The sequence below is a fragment of the Gimesia panareensis genome, assembly GCF_007748155.1.
Taxonomy (GTDB): Bacteria; Planctomycetota; Planctomycetia; order Planctomycetales; family Planctomycetaceae; genus Gimesia; species Gimesia panareensis.
Genome location: NZ_CP037421.1, coordinates 3,216,263 through 3,232,690 on the forward strand (window position 1 = coordinate 3,216,263; position 16,428 = coordinate 3,232,690).

Below are 16,428 nucleotides of genomic sequence, written 5' to 3' on the forward strand. Positions count from 1 at the left end.
TTTAGCGGGTCCCCAGTTCGTGCACGATTTCAACCAGGGCTTTGACGTTGTCGGGGTTCATGTCGGGCATGACGCCATGTCCGAGGTTGAAGATGTGCCCGTTGCGACCGCCGGCAGCGTCGAGAACGGACTTCGCTTTCTGCTTGAGGACTGGGATGTCAGCATAGAGGGCAATCGGATCGAGGTTCCCCTGAACGGCGACATCCGGCCCGAGGATCTCCCAGGCATCGGCGAGATTGATGCGCCAGTCGAGTCCGAAGACCTGACCGCCGGTCTGTTTCTGCAGCGGGATCAGCGCCGGGTTTCCGGTCATGAAGTTGATCACCGGGGCCTGATCCTGCACTCCGGCGACGAGCCTGGCAGTATAAGGTTGAACGTACTGCTGATAATCTTCGGGAGAGAGACAGCCGGCCCAGCTGTCGAAGATCTGCACGGCCTGACAGCCGGCTGCAATCTGACGTTGCAGATAGACGGTGAGATTATCGACAAAGCGGTTCATCAAGACTTCCCAGGCGCCCGGGTCGTTATACATCATCTGTTTGGTGCGGCGGTAGTTTTTCGAACTTCCCCCTTCGATGGCATAGCTGGCCAGGGTAAACGGACAGCCGGCAAAACCGAGCAGGGGGATATCGACCGGCAGATCGGCGCGAATCAGCTTGACGGCATCGAAGACGAATTCCAGGCAGTTCATGTCGGCGATATCGGTCAGCCGATCGACCTGGGAGGATTCCTCGATGGGATTGTGAATCACGGGGCCTTCGCCTTTGACGTACTCCAGATTTAAGCCCATCGGTTCCAGGATCGGCAGGAGGTCGGCGAAGAGGATTGCGGCATCGACTCCCAGCACGCTCTGGGCAGTGAGCGTGACTTCCGCTGCCAGAGCAGGGGTTTTACAGAGTTCAATGAAGGTGACCCTGTTGCGGACTTCCATGTATTCGGGCAGGTAGCGGCCTGCCTGTCGCATAATCCAGATGGGAGTGGTGTCAACGGGCTCGCGGCGAACCGCCTTCATAAAACGGCTGTTCTGACAATAGGCTGTATCAGCCTGGGACGAATTCATTCTCGCTTCTTTCCGGTACGTATAGAGATATTCTTGCAGGTGGGATGTATTCTAGCAGGTAGGTCAGGTTACGGAAATTCCGGGTTGCATCGATTCCCGAAACAAAGGCAGGAGTCTGTCTGGGTCAGCGTTTCTGGGTCAACGTTTCTGGGCCAGGATTTCGGGAGCGGTCTGCAAAGCGTTTTTGACCAGGGGGCCCATTTTAGGCGGGCTGGATTCGAAATCAACGGGGAGCCCCGCCTGACGCAGTGCATCGGAGCAGGCCGGGCCTACGGAGGCGATCATCGTTTTGGGAGCCGCAGCGAGCCAGTCGTCCCGCACCTGTTCCTCTTCAGCGATCTGCAGGACATGTGCCACCTGCTGGGCACTCGTGAACATCAGGATGTCATAGTCTCCCCGGATCGTGGCATGGACGGCATTCCGCAGCCCTGAAGTATCTTCCGGGAGGGCCCAGCGATAGACGGTGATGGGAGTCACCTGGGCGCCCCGATTGCGGAGTTCGTCGTAAAATTCCTGAACCGGCTTCCCGTATTCCTGCACCACGATATGTTTGCCCGTGACGGAAAACTGCTGCTCATCCCAGACGGAGATGATTTCGTGCCAGGTATTGGGTTCCGGTGCGGAATAATGAATGGGGACTTCCCAGTTGCGAAGCACGACGGTCGGCTTGGGCCCCCGGACGGTGACGATCGTTTTGCGCAAGGCGTCGAGAAACTGTTCTCTGGAATAATAGACTTCCACCGCCTGCAGCAGAGCGGTCGCTCCCACGCCGGTCAGGAATACCATCACATCGATTTCGCCCCGAAAGAGCCGATCGCAAAAGGCTTTGACCTGCTCGTTGTCTTCCAGCGGAATTTCATCCATGGAGTGCACCAGTGTGGGAATTCCCTGATTCCGTTCGATCAGGGTCTGCATGGCATCCTGTTTTCGACTTTCAAAACTACAGACGCGTAATCCGGAATCATTCATAGGACTGGCTTCACATTAGATTTTAAAGGGGGGGAATAAACCAGGCACCTATTATAGAGCGCGCAGGCGGGACATTGAATGATCGATTTGAAGTTTCTTACAGAGAACCCGTTTTTCGGCGAGAGGCAGCCAGCCACTCCCGAAATTCCGCATCGACGGCAGACAGGTCGTCCACATTGAGAATCTGACATAAGGTCAACTGACCGGTCGGATCGGCGGCCTGATTGGTTCTCAGCTTGCGATAGAAAGGGGAGAGCAGCTGCTTCTGCTGCAGAAACAGGCAGAAACAGCGGGCATAGGCATAGGTCAACGCTTCCCGATCTGTGCGGATGCGGGTCTGACTGACCAGATCGTTCAGGGGAGGTAACTGCTGACGATCCAGGGCGGAGATCAGAATCTGAACCCGCCAGTTCGTTGTTCCGAGCAGGCGATTTCCCTGTTCGGAAAACTCACATTGTTCGTGCAGGGAGGCAAGCCCTTCATCGAACCATTCCGGCATGGCGGGAAAATCGATCTCAGCCAGAGCGTGGGTCAATTCATGCCCCAGCGTTCCGCTGCCGGTGGTCAGGTTCAGAACAATCCGCAGATCGTCTGACTGAAAATAGCCGTAGTAGGAACCGGTTTTTCGCTGATCCAGGTCCCAGGCGACCTGCTGGTAACGTTCCTGGCTGGACAGCGCGACGATCGTGATCGGCTGCTCCGGCCTGGTATCGAAATAGGAGACGTTCAACGCATATTCGGTGGGCTGAATGGCCTTGCGATACAGTGCTTCCAGGGTGCTGATCTCGTAGTCGCCAATCAGCACATAGGGCGCCTTGACCAGTCTGTTGGTCGGTATCGAAATTCGCTGCTGGATGGCTTGCGCCTTCGATTCACTAACTGACTGCAGCGAGGAAGATGTTGCCGACGGTTGTCTGGACGGAGGTGTCTGCCACGATTCGGGAGGGCTGAGCTGGATCACATTTGCCACAGCGCGGTTCTCTTCTGTTCCGGAAAAGACCAGCAGGTAAATTCCGGTGATCAGGACCAGAGGTCCTGCGATCAGAAGTGTGCTGCGATGAATGGACAAAAGCAAACCTTCTTCAATGCCGGTCAGGTTCAGATTTCCACATCCTCAATTGACAGGCCGGTTCATAAACACGACAACATGGAATTATAGAATGCCTGCCTGTGGTCCACTTGAGTAAAGCTTGCCGGTTTTCGAAATTTCAAGCATGTTGCAGTCGGTTTGAATGCATTACCCGACTTGATCGCCGTGAATTACCTATTTATCAAATTCCGCACGACCATGACAATTTGACAGACCATGGTGTCAGGTTGTGCTCCCAGCCCGGGGTTCGGGACAAAACCCCATCAAGGATGAGTAACAATCTGGCCGAAATCTTGTTATACTGGACTTACTGATTATGATGGCGCAGTGGCTGGCTGAACCATTCGTTACTGATTATGAAATATTTTGACATCAATGAGCCAATCATCTCACTTCGAGGCAAACCAGAACCGTCCCCAGGTTCCCTGGCGGTCACAGAGCCTGCAAAATAAGATTCAGACCCGTCGCCCATTATTTACCTCCGCCGAACTTCATGCACTAAAGACAGGAATGCATTGTACCATGTACCAATCAATGGGAGCTCACCCAGACGAAGTCAACGGAATCAAAGGCACGCGCTTCGCAGTTTGGGCACCGAATGCACAAGAAGTCTGCATCATCTGCGACCGCAATCACTGGAAACACGGCGAGTTTTATCTCAATTCCAGCAATGCAGGCGTCTGGTCGGGGTTTATGCCGGAAGTAGGGCAGGGGGATGCCTATAAATTCAGTCTGCGAGGCCAGAACGGGGAGTTCTTTGAAAAGTGCGATCCGTATGCCTTTTATTCGGAACTGCGTCCCAAGACGGCTTCCATCGTTTACGATATTGAAAACTTTCCCTGGCAGGACCAGCAGTGGCTGCGGAAACGACAGGAAACCAACTGGCATAATCAGCCGATTACGATTTATGAAGTGCACCTGGGTTCCTGGAAGCGTCCCAAAGATGGGCGTCAGTTTTTCACCTATCGGGAACTGGCCAAAGAACTGGTCGATTACGTGCAGCAGATGGGCTACACCCATATCCAGCTGATGCCGGTCACCGAACACCCGTTTGACGGGTCGTGGGGGTACCAGACGACCGGATATTTTGCGCCGACCAGCCGGTTCGGAACGCCGCACGATCTGATGTATTTTGTCGATTACTGTCACCAGGCGGGGATTGGCGTGCTGTTTGACTGGGTTCCGGGGCATTTTCCGACCGACGGTCACTCACTGGGTCGCTTTGACGGCACCTGCCTGTACGAACACGCAGATCCACGTAAAGGATTCCACCCGGACTGGGGTACGTATATCTTCAATTACGGCCGTAACGAGGTTCGCGACTTCCTGTTGTCGAGTGCTCATTTCTGGATTGATAAATATCACTTTGACGGTTTGCGGGTCGATGCAGTGGCCTCGATGCTGTATCTGGATTATTCGCGCGAGGAAGGGGAATGGGTCCCCAACCAGAGCGGGGGACGCGAGAACCTGGAGGCCATTCAATTCCTGAAAGATGCGAATACCAGCCTGCATGGTGCCTACCCGGGAATTCTCACGATTGCTGAAGAATCCACTTCCTGGGGCGGCGTTTCGCACCCGGTTTATAACGGGGGGCTGGGCTTCAGCATGAAATGGGATATGGGCTGGATGAACGACACCCTGCGTTACATGCATTTCGATCCGATCTATCGCTCACATCACCAGGGAGAGCTTTCCTTCCGGATGATCTACGCGTTTACCGAAAACTTTGTGCTGCCTTTATCTCATGATGAAGTGGTGCACGGCAAGCGGTCCCTGTTATCACAAATGCCGGGGGATCTGTGGCAGCAGTTTGCGAATCTGCGTCTGTTGTATGGCTATCAATACACGATGCCAGGTAAAAAGCTGCTGTTTATGGGTGGTGAGCTGGCCCAGTGGACTGAATGGAACCATGATGCGGAACTCGACTGGAAACTGATCGGCCATGAAAAACATGACGGCATCCGCCGCCTGATCGGTGATTTGAACTACCTGTATCGCTCTGAAAAATCCCTCTATGAAACCGATTTTAGTCAGGAAGGATTCTCCTGGATTCAGTGCGACGATTCCAAGAACAGTGTTTTCGCGTTCGAAAGAGACTCAACCGAAGGCGACGAACATGTGATCGTGGTGGCCAATTTCACACCGGTGCCGCGCGAAGGATATCGGATTGGTGTTCCCAAAGCCGGTTTTTATCACGAAATCATCAACAGTGACGCCAAAATTTACGGCGGTTCCAACATGGGGAACGCCGGAGGCGTCTACAGTGAGAAAATCATCAGCCACGGTAAGGCTGACAGTATCACGTTGAATCTGCCCCCACTGGCATTACTGATTATGAAACCGGTCGCGGCACCGCAAAAATCGAAGACAGAAACCAAGTAAGGTCTGGCTTGATTGGGTAAGACCAGGTCTGCCCGGGGAATGCTATCGTACTGAACAGGAGCCAGTACCGCTGCAGAAGAGAGAAATTCTGCGAAGAAAAGGGTGGAAAAAGAAGTACCACCACTTTATGATAGGTTTCTTATTGGCTTGCTTTGTGGCCAATAAAAAAAGGACGCCGCTGAGTGTATAGGCGCTCGCCCAAACAGTCCCGACAAGGGAAAGTTCGGCTATACTCCCCAGCAGCGTATCCTTTGGTGAAGTTCAAGTCAGAATAAGGAAGTTGCTCGTTTCCTCACTCTGTAGCTGGTAACAAAGCAAACACCGTACCAGCTACGGACCCATCTCAAAAACAATTCCATAAGTCACTTCCTGGAAACGACTTGCAATATTAAAATAATATTTCCATATTTTACAACTGCCTGCAAATCTCCAAATCTGCCCTGCAGAAAGGCATTTTGCTGCTTAGATTCACAGCAGATGGTTATCAAATGTGCTACCGGATTTTCCGATAGAGTTATTTCTGGAAATCGTCTACTATAAAGACTGAGTAAAAGAATCAGGGAACGACCGGGGAAGCTTGCATTTCCAAATCCTCGATGGTTCCAGTCAGAATCATTTCTTGTGCTGATGGTGATTTCTTGTCTGACTTAGACTTTGACCAATGGGCTCGCTACACCGGACCTGCGAACTGGTACTCACTGGTTTATCCCGGTGACTGGGTGAAGGATGAAAAAGAAGGAATCCTGCAACTCAGTCCTCCTGAAGGAGACGCCACTCTTACCATCAGCTGTCACTGGAAATCCGCTTTGCCTCACACTTCCACCATTTCGGGGATGGAAGTCGACTTCGATCAGCTGTTTGTAAAACACCGCAACGTCCAGAAACGGACTCCCCTGGCAATCGAGCATGAATCCACCGGGTATTCCGGCGAAGCTGTCATTCAGAAGAAGCAGAACTGGTGGCAGAGTCTGGTTTCGCGAATCCCCTGCCTGCCGAGAAGCTGGCATTACTGGAATCTGTGGCTCATCAGAGAACGTTCGATCCAGATGGTGGTCACTTATTTCTATGACCCGGGAATCAACGAGGAACTTTTTGAGACCGTTCAACGCATCCTGCATTCGATTCAGATTTCCCTCGATCCGGCTCATCCTCCGGACTTATTCGCCCAGGAAGTGTTGTCCCTGGCTCAACGAAAATTCCCCCTGATCTCCTCGCAGCTCTTACCGGGATTCCGTCTGAAATTCGGTGATGCCGAGATGAATCTGATCAATTTCTATCGTGCCTACCTGAATTCCAGGACCGAGTTCGAGAAAAATATTACCACCGCACTGGCAACGATCCTGCAGATTAATGAGTGGGGGACCGACCAGACCGAACCGGAATTCGATCAGATCCGGGACCGAGTCATGCCGATCCTGCTGTCCCGGGATTCCTGGCAGAATCATTTTCCCAATTTCGTAGGCGAAAGCTGGATCGCGAACCTGGCCATCCTGTATGTGGTCGACGAATCGAATGCATACTGGTATATTCATGAGAAGCTGCTGCAGAAATGGAGCATCGATCGTGAAGAACTTCACCAGATCGCGCTGGAGAACCTGGACCGCTATTTTGAGTATCATGAAATTGAGTTGATCTGCATGTCCCGGGAAGACGGGCCTGATATGATCATTCAAAGTAAACCTGATGCCTATAATGCATCCCAGATTCTGAGCCGGGGCTTTTACCAACAGGCGCGGAAGTTTCTGGGAAGTGAATTTCTGGCCGGGGTTCCCAATCGCGACTTTCTGCTGGCGCTCAGCCTGAGTAAGACACAGATTATTGACAAAATTCAGCATAATATTGCCAGTGATTATTTGAATATGGACCACCCGCTTACTGATCAGTTACTGGTTGTCACTGCGGATGGAGTCAGCGAATATTGTGGCGTAAGCTGATTCTGAATTTCTAAAGTGATCCCAGAGTAATGCAACAGGAATCCAATATCTTCTCCGAAAGACCGGGTGAGTTGATCACAATGGGGACCGGGACCAGCGTGGGCATCCCGATCATCGGTTGTGACTGCGAAGTCTGCACTTCGCCCAATCCCAAAAACCAGCGCGGGCGAACTTCAGTGTATGTGGGAGCTCCGGAAGGCGGTTTTCTGATCGACACCCCGCCTGAACTGAGGCTGCAACTGATCCGTGAAGGCATCCCCTGGGTCCATGCCGTGCTCTATACGCACAGTCATGCCGACCATCTCTTCGGCCTGGATGACGTCCGCATCAGCGGTTATCGGCTGGAGAAGTCGATCATGCTGCACTGTGAAGAGATCGTGGAGCAGCAGATCCGCCGTTCATACAATTATGCTTTTGAAGAGCCCAAGTATAATACACACCATATGGCACGACCGAGGCTGGATTTCCAGCGGGTGACGCTGGAACCATTCGATCTGCTCGGGCTGCGGATTCAACCGATTCGACTCATGCACGGCACACTGCCGGTGTTGGGATACCGGATCAACAACATCGCCTTCTGCACCGACGTGAGCCAGATTCCTGATGAGAGCTGGCAACACCTGGAAGGGCTGGACTATCTGATCATCGATGCCTTGCGGATCAAGCCACACCCGACACATTTTAATCTGGAACAGAGCCTGGAGGTGGTGGAGAAAATGAAACCTAAACGGGCTTATTTCACTCACATCTCACATTCTCTGGAACATGAAGAAACCAATGCGAATCTGCCCGATCATGTCGAACTGGCTTTCGACGGGCTGTCACTGCCCTTGAATGGAGTGGCGTAGATCGCTTAAGGCAGCTGCAGTTTCATGCCCGGCCTGATGTAGTTGGCGTTTTTCAGGAGATCCCGGTTTTTCTGATAGATCTGAAAAGCAGCAGACCGCTTGCCATAGATTCTCAGGGCGATCGACTCCAGCGTATCCCCCTTCTGGATGACATAGGTTTTCGCCTGTTCCACCGTCTGGCTCTGCTTTGAGGCATCCGGAAGCCGGTCGAAGAGGTCTTCGACGATTTCATCCACATTTTCCGGCTGCACCTGTGAGAGTGACTGCCCTGATTTGCCCCCCTGAGATTGACTCCCGGGGGTTAAAGGAGAGCGGGGGACCGGAATAAATTTCCGGTAACTTTCAGGGATCGATCCGATCCCCGCTGAGTTTTTGAGTGGATCCTGTGATCCTGCCGGAGTTTTCTCAGGGGTCTGGGAAAGAGACTCAATCAGACCTTCAAACTGGACCGAAGCCGAGTCTGATTTTAACGTGGGTTGCGAAACCATCTGGCCTACGGTGCGTTTGCCTGACACGGCTGGAGTACCGGTGTTGGTCTGCCGCCCCGCGGACTGCGGTTTCATTTCGGGAGTCTGATTAACGGGGATTCGTAATTTCATCCCTTCGCGAATGTCGTTGGGGCTGCGGAGCTGATCGCGGTTGATATTGAAAATTTCCCGATATTTCCGGCTCGTCCCCAGATAGCGAATCGATATTTCAGACAGTGTTTCTCCTGATCTGACGGTATGAACGCGATACTGCAGTTGTCGTCGCTGCCCGGGACTGGCAGGTTCCGATTTCGTCTGCGCGGGATTGACGTCCCAGGCATTATTGTGCGCGGGTTTCCGGGTTTCATTATTGAACCGGGTGGTCCCCTGTGCCGAGTCAGGCGTCTGGGGCTGTTGCATCGTTTCCGTCTGATTGGGTTTAAATGCTGTGTCCGACAGATCGGAATCCGAAAACTGATTCTCGATGGTGACTTCTTCTGCGGGCAAATCGATCTCTTTCAGGAAATCGGGCATTTCGCCCCAGCGCTCCGCATTGGACCCTTTGGACTGCCCCCCCGGTTTCGTATGGGAAATGGTGGGAACCGCCACGTCGGTCTCTTTGATCGAACGTGGGCGATCGGAATCAGAGAGTCCGGTCAGAGTCTGCTCGCTTCCCAGCTGAGTTTCCAGTGGCTCTTTCGAGGATGCTCCCAGGTAGGGCGTTCGATCTTTATCGGCGATCTGCTCATCCAGATAGTGGGGGTCATTGAGCTCCGGTATTTCAACCGTCGTATTTTTTTCCTGGCGCAAACAGAACGCGCCCACGAAACCGATAACCAGTAACGCTAAAGCTAAGCCGACTTTTTTATCTTGATGCATTAGAACCTCGCCTCGAAAAAACGCAGTGTATTGATGCGTATCGGGCGAAATTCTTTAAAAGAAAATCAAAAATTGAGCAGATTGGCTCAGCGCACTAAGATCCTGTCTCCAGCATCACACTTGAGTGGATCATACTGAAAATATGGAGAACGATCAGAACAGCCCCACCAGTTGATCAGGCTGTAGTGAATAAACCGGATGGCGAAAGGCAGACGACTGTAACTGGTCGTGAACGCAGCCCCTGTCACAGCCTATCTGCTCTGTTATGTATGGGAATCCTGTTTTCGTCTCAGTCGGCTGAACAGATTTTTGTACCTGCCCAGGGCTGGTCCTTTCAGATGTGCTGTCGCAGACGAGTTCGTAGTTTCCCGGGCAGGAGCGTCCACCCGAACTGAAGCACTCTTCTTTGCCTCCAGCTGTCTGCTGAAATCCGGTTCACTGCTCCACTCGGGCACAGCCTGTTCTACGGGAAACTCGTCTTCCGTTTCAGGCAGAACGATATCATAGACCTCCGCCGGATCAGCCTCTTCCTCTTCAGGAACGGTATAATTACGGATTTCATTGAGCGCATTCAGCAGCCCTTTGCGGGTCTCTGAACAGACCTCGTATACCTGAGCCGCCAGCAGTTCTTCAAAAGTCCCCTCTCCGCGAGAGGCTTCTGCAGCCAGTTCCTGGAACACTCCCGGTTCCAGTTTTTTCAGTTCCCCTTCCTCAAATTCCAATGTGGAGCCTTCCAGGGACAGCTGGGAGTCACCGGCGGACACCTGAGCCGCCTGTTCCCGTTCCGTTTCAGATTCCTCAGTACCCGGAGTCAGCTTATGCTGAACAGAAGCTTCCAGAGGTTGTGTCTGGGGAGTGTAATGGAATTCAGGAGCCCGCAGCTGGAATACGGAATTTGAGGACTCCAGTGCCTGATGATTTTCACCAAACAAAGTTACAGGGTCCAGGCCGGCATCGATGGCGGCATACCGATCGATAATCTCAATAAAATCACCGGTTGTCTCGGTAATGGTGGAAATGACCGGGTTCACATCCGGCTCTGGAAGGACATCCGGAGAGGCTGCCTCCAGTTCGGTTTCTGTGACAGCTTCTACGGTTTCGAGGGGTTCAGTCGGCTGCGGTGGTTCTGACTGGCTCCCGATTTCAATCGCCTCGAGTCCCTCTCCGAATGAGAACAGATCTTCAGAATCCCAGTCATCATCAGCGACAACCGACTCCGCGGAGACCTCTGGCGATTCTTCCATCAGCTGATTCAATCGCTCTTCGATCGAATCATCGATATCGTGTTCCAGCATTGTCTCGTCGGCAGAGAACTGATCCAAATCAGATGGAGACTCTTTTTTCCGCAGTACATCTAGTGGTGAAGGGGCAGGCAGCGGATCATTCCAGTGCAGCGGCAGCTGCTGCAGATCGGAAAACGCCTCGCGGGCAATCGCTTCATCGACTTCCTGCACATCCTGCATGTAGGCCAGCATCAGGCTGTGATCGCAGATCTGATTCAGGCAGCGGGGCAGGCCATCGCTGACATGGGTAATGAACTTGATGGCATCTTCGGAGAAACAGTGACTGCTCTCTGTCGAAACGCGGTTGAGACGGTATTCAATATATTCTTCGGATTCCTGCCTGGTCATTCGATCCAGGTACGTCTGGCAACCAATCCGCTGATTCAACGATGAGAGATTGGGCTGAATCAGCGTTTCTTCCAGGGCCGTCTGACCGGAGAGCAGCAGCTGTACAGCAGGCTTTCCATCAAAGGCAATGTCGGACAGAACCCTCAGTTCTTCCAGGAAGGGAATTCCCAGCAAATGGGCTTCATCCACAATGACCAGCAGCGGCTGTCCATGCACCAGAAATGAAGAGCGAATTTCGGCGGTTAACGCCAGGCGTAGTTCCTGCTCGCTGATCTTTTCGTAACAGTCCGTCAAGCCGTAGAGCAGCGTCTGCAGCAGTGCACGAATGGTCGGAAAATTACAGTGCTCCAGAAACTGAATCTGGAACTGGTCTTCCAGCCGCGTGATCAGTTGACGACAGACCGCGGTTTTTCCAGTCCCGGCATCACCCGTCAGAATTGTGATTCCATTCAAGCTGGAAATGGTAACCAGTATTTCGTCCAGCACATTCTGGTGCTCTGCAGCCTGAAAAAAACAAGCAGGAGAGGGTGAAACGCTAAAGGGTCGATCCTTGAACCCAAAGAATGTTTCGTACATTTCCGATTGCCTTCTGGTATATTTCATCCGCTCCCTGGGAGCTGGCTGATTTTGACTCAAGAAAAGGAAACTCAGAACCTGAAGCGCATCCTGACATTATCGGCCCTGTTTCCTATGGGAAATTCATCGTACACGCGCGCCCCAATTCTTGAACATTACCATTACAATCGACAGCATCTGAGCAGGGTGCCTGAGGCGCATTACCCAAACGCTAGATCTTGACAGGGGTCGGTAACAGAAAACGGAAGATTTCCGATTGTAAAGAATAGGTAATTTCGCCCGATCGACGCCGTTCTCCCCCAGGGTGCCAAGTCTCAATTCCAGTCTCCCAGGGTCGAATCAACGCGGTTTCCGAACAAATTCACAACATCTTAATCCGTTTAATAACAGCCACTTACAGAAACACCCCTGATTATGCAAAACTCTCTGCTTTCTCTTCCCGGTTTGCTGGAGTAGACTTTATAGCAATATCAACTCCGGGGCGTGTTTCAGTGGCGTTCCGGTCTCGTATTTAATTGAAGTTTTCACCAATTTCAGTGTAGCGAAATTCAAAAATACCTGTCATTATTTCCAAGCTCTGAAACCTTTTATTCCTCATCTCAGGAGGCACTCGTAGAATTTCTGATGTCAGAAGCCACTCTATCTTTTTCTGATCCCGATCAGATCCCGGTTCTGCTGGGAACTCATGATTGTCACATCAGACAAATTCAGGATGCACTGGGTGTGAATGTTGTTCATCGTGGCGACGAACTGCGAATAATCGGGGATGATTCCCAGCTCCAGAAATCACTTCGCATCTTTTCCGAATTGAAAGCCATCATCGAGCGAACCGGCCAGCTGAAAAGCGAGCAGGTTCAGACAGCGCTGTTCGGAGGAAATCCGACCAGTAAAGAGCAGAAGCAGACCCCCGATTCAACTCCATCTACAATTGATCTGTACGAGAAGTCCCGTAAAGTACATCCGCGGACTCCGGGACAGTCGGAATACATCAAGTCGATCCTGGAACACGATCTGGTATTCTGTACGGGTCCGGCCGGGTGTGGAAAAACATTCCTGGCAGTCGCGATGGCCATCAACGCGCTCCGCACCGAACAGGTTCGAAAAATAGTGCTGGTGCGGCCTGCAGTGGAAGCGGGTGAAAAACTGGGGTTTCTTCCAGGGGACATGCTCGCCAAGGTGAACCCGTTTTTACGGCCACTGCTGGATGCCCTGGGCAGCCTGCTCGATTACGAACAGGTCAACCGTTATATGGAAAATGACATTGTCGAGGTCGTCCCGCTGGCTTTCATGCGGGGCCGGACCCTGGACAATACTTTTATTATCATGGACGAAGCTCAAAATACGACCGTGACCCAGATGAAAATGTTCCTGACCCGCATGGGCATGGGCTCCAAAATTGTGGTCACCGGCGATGTCTCTCAAATTGACTTACCGCCCGATATTTCGTGTGGGATGACTGATGCCATCAATCGCCTGCGGAATATTAAAGGCGTGGGAGTCACTCAGCTGAAAAATGAAGATATTGTACGCCATCGACTGGTAGGAGAAATCGTCAAAGCCTATCAGAATGAGGATACCCTCGGACACTGACACTGATCTCTTTTTTTCAACTCACACTTTTCTTCCAGAACGACTCAGGTTGCTTCCATGGCTTTTTTTGGTCCTAAAAGATCCCGAACGGCACTTGCTGCCAGTTTGCGTGATTCGTCCAAATTAAGTTCGAGGCTGCGCGAATTGCTGAGCAACCGGGGGACGCTCTCCCGCCTGAGTGTCTGTCTGCTGACGATCCTGATTCTGATGGTCGCCGTCGAGAGCTGGAAAGCGCCGTTTCCCTATCGACTGGGAACGTACTCTGCTCATGGGATCCTGGCCAGTGTTTCTTTCAAGATGGCCAACCCGATCGAAACCGACCGGGAACGTACACAGAAAGAGTCTGAAGTTCCGTATTACTTCATCCAGAACCCTGATCTGATTGATAAACTCCCCGGACTTCTGAAAGAGGATCTGAAAGCCATCGCCAATGCCAAATCGCTGGATGAACTGAACAGCGATTCCCGTGCTGAATTGGGCCTGACGCCTTCCCGTCGTCTGGAACAGTTTATGGATCAGTTCCCGGAAGAATCTGAGCAGACCTTTGCGGAACTGAAATCTCGAGTATCCAGTCCCGATTCCAGCGACGATAAAAAAATTACTGCGATCATCGATGATTTTAAAAAACTGATATCGCCACTCAAGATCTATGGAATTGTTAACGAAAATGATCTGACCAAACACCAGATTCGCGCCGGTGATGATATCGTCATCATTTATAATGGCAAAGATGAAAAGGGGGTCCCATTAAAGCCGAAGCATGTCTCCACCTTTGATATCCGGCTGCCTGACCAGCTCTCTGCAAGTGGCGTACTCGAACCCGAGTGGAACAAATTCCCTGACCTGGATTCCATGAAGGCGGTGCTGTCCCACTGGATTCATTTCCAGGCCCCCACCACGCTGGTTTACGATGCTGCCCGCACCCAGGCAGAACGAAAACAGGCGAGGCAGGAAGTTGAAGAGGTCTACGACACATTTCAGCGGGGAACGGTCCTGGTGGAACCTGGCCAGTTAATTGAAGACAACCAGTTGTCTCTGTTGCGGGCCGAGTATGAGGCAAAAGAAAAAGCGGTTCCCTATTATGAACGGGTCGTGCGGATCACGTTCATTTTCCTGATGTTTGTCGTGCTGGCGGTATTAAACGGCTATCATCTGTTGCGGAACAAAAAAGCCGTCGCCCGGACTGTCAGCCGCTTGAGTATCTATCTGAGCGTGATTGTGCTGACTGTGTTTCTGGGACGCATCCTCTCTTATGATCCCTGGCGGGCAGAAGTTCTGCCCCTGGTCGTGACGGTCATGGTCTTTGCCATTGTCTACGATCAGATCATGGCGATCCTGACGGCGTTATCCCTGTCTCTGGTGCTCTGTCTCTCGACGGGGGGCTCACTGGGGCACTTCGTGGTTTTGATGAGTGTTTCCTCGGTTGCCGTCACTTCGCTGGCGACAGTCTCGTCCCGCTCGACTTTGATCAAGCTCGGCTTCGGCATGGGTCTGACCTACTTTCTGGTTTACTGGGGAATCAACCTGATCAACAGCCAGGAACTTTCCAACGGATTCCTGGATCAACAGGTGCTTTGGGAGAGTCTGCAAGGGGCAGGGTGGTGCCTGGCAGCAGGTTACATGGTTGCCGGGAGCCTGCCTTTTATCGAATCCCTGTTTGGTGTGGTGACGGACATCAGCCTGCTGGAAATGAGTAATGTTTCGCATCCGCTGCTGCAGGAACTGGTTCGTCGCGCTCCAGGAACTTACAACCATTCCATCTCGATGGCCACCATTGGTGAAGCGGCGGCAGATAAAATCGGGGCGAACGGCCTGCTGGTGCGGGTTGCCGCCTATTACCACGATATCGGCAAGATGCTCAAGCCACAGTATTTCATTGAAAACATGGTCGTCGGCAGCGAAAGCCTGCACGACAATCTGGCGCCCGCGATGAGTACGCTGATTATCATCGGCCATGTCAAAGACGGCGTCGACCTGGCTCGCCAGCATAATCTGCCCCAGCCCATTATCGACTTCATCGAACAGCATCACGGTACCACACTGGTTGAATATTTCTTCCGCGAAGCAGAGAAACAGGCCGACCAGAGCCCCGATCACAAAACCGACGCAGAAGAATCTTCCTTCCGCTATCCCGGCCCCAAACCACAGACGCGAGAGGCAGGTGTGATGATGCTGGCCGACGCAGTCGAAAGTGCCAGCCGTACATTGAGTGACCCTACGCCCAAACGGATCAAATCTCTGGTCCACTCGCTGGTCATGAAGCGTCTGCTGGATGGACAGTTTAACGAATGCTCGCTCACTTTAAGTGAAATCAATGTCGTCGAAGAATCCCTCGTCAAATCACTCATCGGGATCTATCACGGACGCATCAAATACCCAGAAGAACGCTCTGCCTGATTGAGTAGCACCAACGGAATGAATACCACCGACCAGTACCAGATTGACATCCAGAATTCTCAAAACCAACTCGCGATCGATGAGACTCAACTGCAGGAGGCAGCCCGCTATCTGTTACAGACAGAGCAGGTCACCCAGGCAGAAATCAGCCTGGCAATTGTCGATAATCCAACCATGCGAGAACTGAACCGACAATATCTCTCACACGATTATGACACCGATGTCCTGAGTTTCCTGCTGGAATGTCACCCTGCTGACACTCCAGAAAATCCGGAATTACGCGGAGCCGGGAAGTCCATCGAAGGGGAAATCATTGTCTCAGCAGACATGGCAATGTCCATGGCAGAGCAATACCACTGGTCCGCAGAGAGTGAATTACTGCTGTATGTGGTCCATGGGCTGCTGCATCTCTGCGGTTATGACGACCTGTCTGACGAGGAATTGAAAGTCATGCGGTTACGGGAACAACAGATTTTTGATCACTGGAAGCTGCAAATTCCCCGACGTGAAGAGTGAAATATCATGAGAATATTCTCGAATTACTGATTTATCTCTGCGTTTCTGCTGGTTAAACTCTAACTGAACTGGCAGTTTTCCAGCTTCGA

Annotated in this window: 11 protein-coding genes; 6 read left to right on the forward strand and 5 right to left on the reverse strand. The window is 52.1% G+C overall.

What is annotated here, in order from left to right:
- Position 1 precedes the first annotated feature (1 nt).
- The 3 genes from hemE to Enr10x_RS12125 form a co-directional block, all read right to left on the reverse strand.
- The gene (hemE, locus tag Enr10x_RS12115) at positions 2 to 1,060 is read right to left on the reverse strand and encodes a uroporphyrinogen decarboxylase (RefSeq protein ID WP_145449338.1); all 1,059 of its coding nucleotides are present in this window, start codon (positions 1,058 to 1,060) and stop codon (positions 2 to 4) included.
- Between the two features lie 138 nt (positions 1,061 to 1,198).
- Complete coding sequence (locus tag Enr10x_RS12120; RefSeq protein WP_145449340.1) at positions 1,199 to 2,029, reverse strand: uroporphyrinogen-III synthase; 831 nt, start codon at positions 2,027 to 2,029, stop codon at positions 1,199 to 1,201.
- 97 nt (positions 2,030 to 2,126) lie between these two features.
- The gene (locus Enr10x_RS12125) at positions 2,127 to 3,098 is read right to left on the reverse strand and encodes a hypothetical protein (protein ID WP_145449342.1); all 972 of its coding nucleotides are present in this window, start codon (positions 3,096 to 3,098) and stop codon (positions 2,127 to 2,129) included.
- A 396-nt stretch (positions 3,099 to 3,494) separates the two neighbouring features.
- Between Enr10x_RS12125 and glgB the strand changes: the two genes are divergently transcribed.
- The 3 genes from glgB to Enr10x_RS12140 all read left to right on the forward strand — a co-directional run bounded on the left by glgB (position 3,495) and on the right by Enr10x_RS12140 (position 8,283).
- Complete coding sequence (glgB, locus tag Enr10x_RS12130; protein ID WP_261343260.1) at positions 3,495 to 5,501, forward strand: 1,4-alpha-glucan branching protein GlgB; 2,007 nt, start codon at positions 3,495 to 3,497, stop codon at positions 5,499 to 5,501.
- A gap of 638 nt (positions 5,502 to 6,139) precedes the next feature.
- Positions 6,140 to 7,435, forward strand: coding sequence for a DUF1444 family protein (locus Enr10x_RS12135; protein WP_197997574.1), 1,296 nt, complete (start codon positions 6,140 to 6,142; stop codon positions 7,433 to 7,435).
- A gap of 29 nt (positions 7,436 to 7,464) precedes the next feature.
- Entirely contained in the window at positions 7,465 to 8,283 is an 819-nt protein-coding gene (locus Enr10x_RS12140) for an MBL fold metallo-hydrolase (protein WP_145107447.1), read from the forward strand.
- A 5-nt stretch (positions 8,284 to 8,288) separates the two neighbouring features.
- On the opposite strand, the gene Enr10x_RS12145 is transcribed toward Enr10x_RS12140, so the two are convergent.
- Positions 8,289 to 9,629, reverse strand: coding sequence for a LysM peptidoglycan-binding domain-containing protein (locus Enr10x_RS12145; RefSeq protein WP_145449350.1), 1,341 nt, complete (start codon positions 9,627 to 9,629; stop codon positions 8,289 to 8,291).
- Between the two features lie 263 nt (positions 9,630 to 9,892).
- Entirely contained in the window at positions 9,893 to 11,746 is a 1,854-nt protein-coding gene (locus Enr10x_RS12150; protein ID WP_197997575.1) for an ExeA family protein, read from the reverse strand.
- 813 nt (positions 11,747 to 12,559) lie between these two features.
- Here Enr10x_RS12150 and Enr10x_RS12155 point away from each other — a divergent pair.
- The 3 genes from Enr10x_RS12155 (at position 12,560) to ybeY (ending at position 16,339) form a co-directional block, all read left to right on the forward strand.
- Positions 12,560 to 13,426, forward strand: coding sequence for a PhoH family protein (locus tag Enr10x_RS12155; RefSeq protein WP_232093349.1), 867 nt, complete (start codon positions 12,560 to 12,562; stop codon positions 13,424 to 13,426).
- Between the two features lie 144 nt (positions 13,427 to 13,570).
- Complete coding sequence (locus tag Enr10x_RS12160) at positions 13,571 to 15,823, forward strand: HD family phosphohydrolase (RefSeq protein WP_197997576.1); 2,253 nt, start codon at positions 13,571 to 13,573, stop codon at positions 15,821 to 15,823.
- On the forward strand, positions 15,824 to 16,339 hold the full coding sequence (gene ybeY / locus Enr10x_RS12165; protein WP_145449359.1) for an rRNA maturation RNase YbeY: 516 nt from the start codon (positions 15,824 to 15,826) through the stop codon (positions 16,337 to 16,339).
- Positions 16,340 to 16,428: the final 89 nt, after the last annotated feature.

What these genes read in the sequence shown, in the direction of transcription:
- Enr10x_RS12120 (WP_145449340.1), bottom strand. Translation starts at nt 2,029, where the DNA reads ATGAATGATTCCGGATTACGCGTCTGTAGTTTTGAAAGTCGAAAACAG.
- glgB (WP_261343260.1), top strand. Translation starts at nt 3,495, where the DNA reads ATGAGCCAATCATCTCACTTCGAGGCAAACCAGAACCGTCCCCAGGTT.
- hemE (WP_145449338.1), bottom strand. Translation starts at nt 1,060, where the DNA reads ATGAATTCGTCCCAGGCTGATACAGCCTATTGTCAGAACAGCCGTTTT.
- Enr10x_RS12145 (WP_145449350.1), bottom strand. Translation starts at nt 9,629, where the DNA reads ATGCATCAAGATAAAAAAGTCGGCTTAGCTTTAGCGTTACTGGTTATC.
- Enr10x_RS12140 (WP_145107447.1), top strand. Translation starts at nt 7,465, where the DNA reads ATGCAACAGGAATCCAATATCTTCTCCGAAAGACCGGGTGAGTTGATC.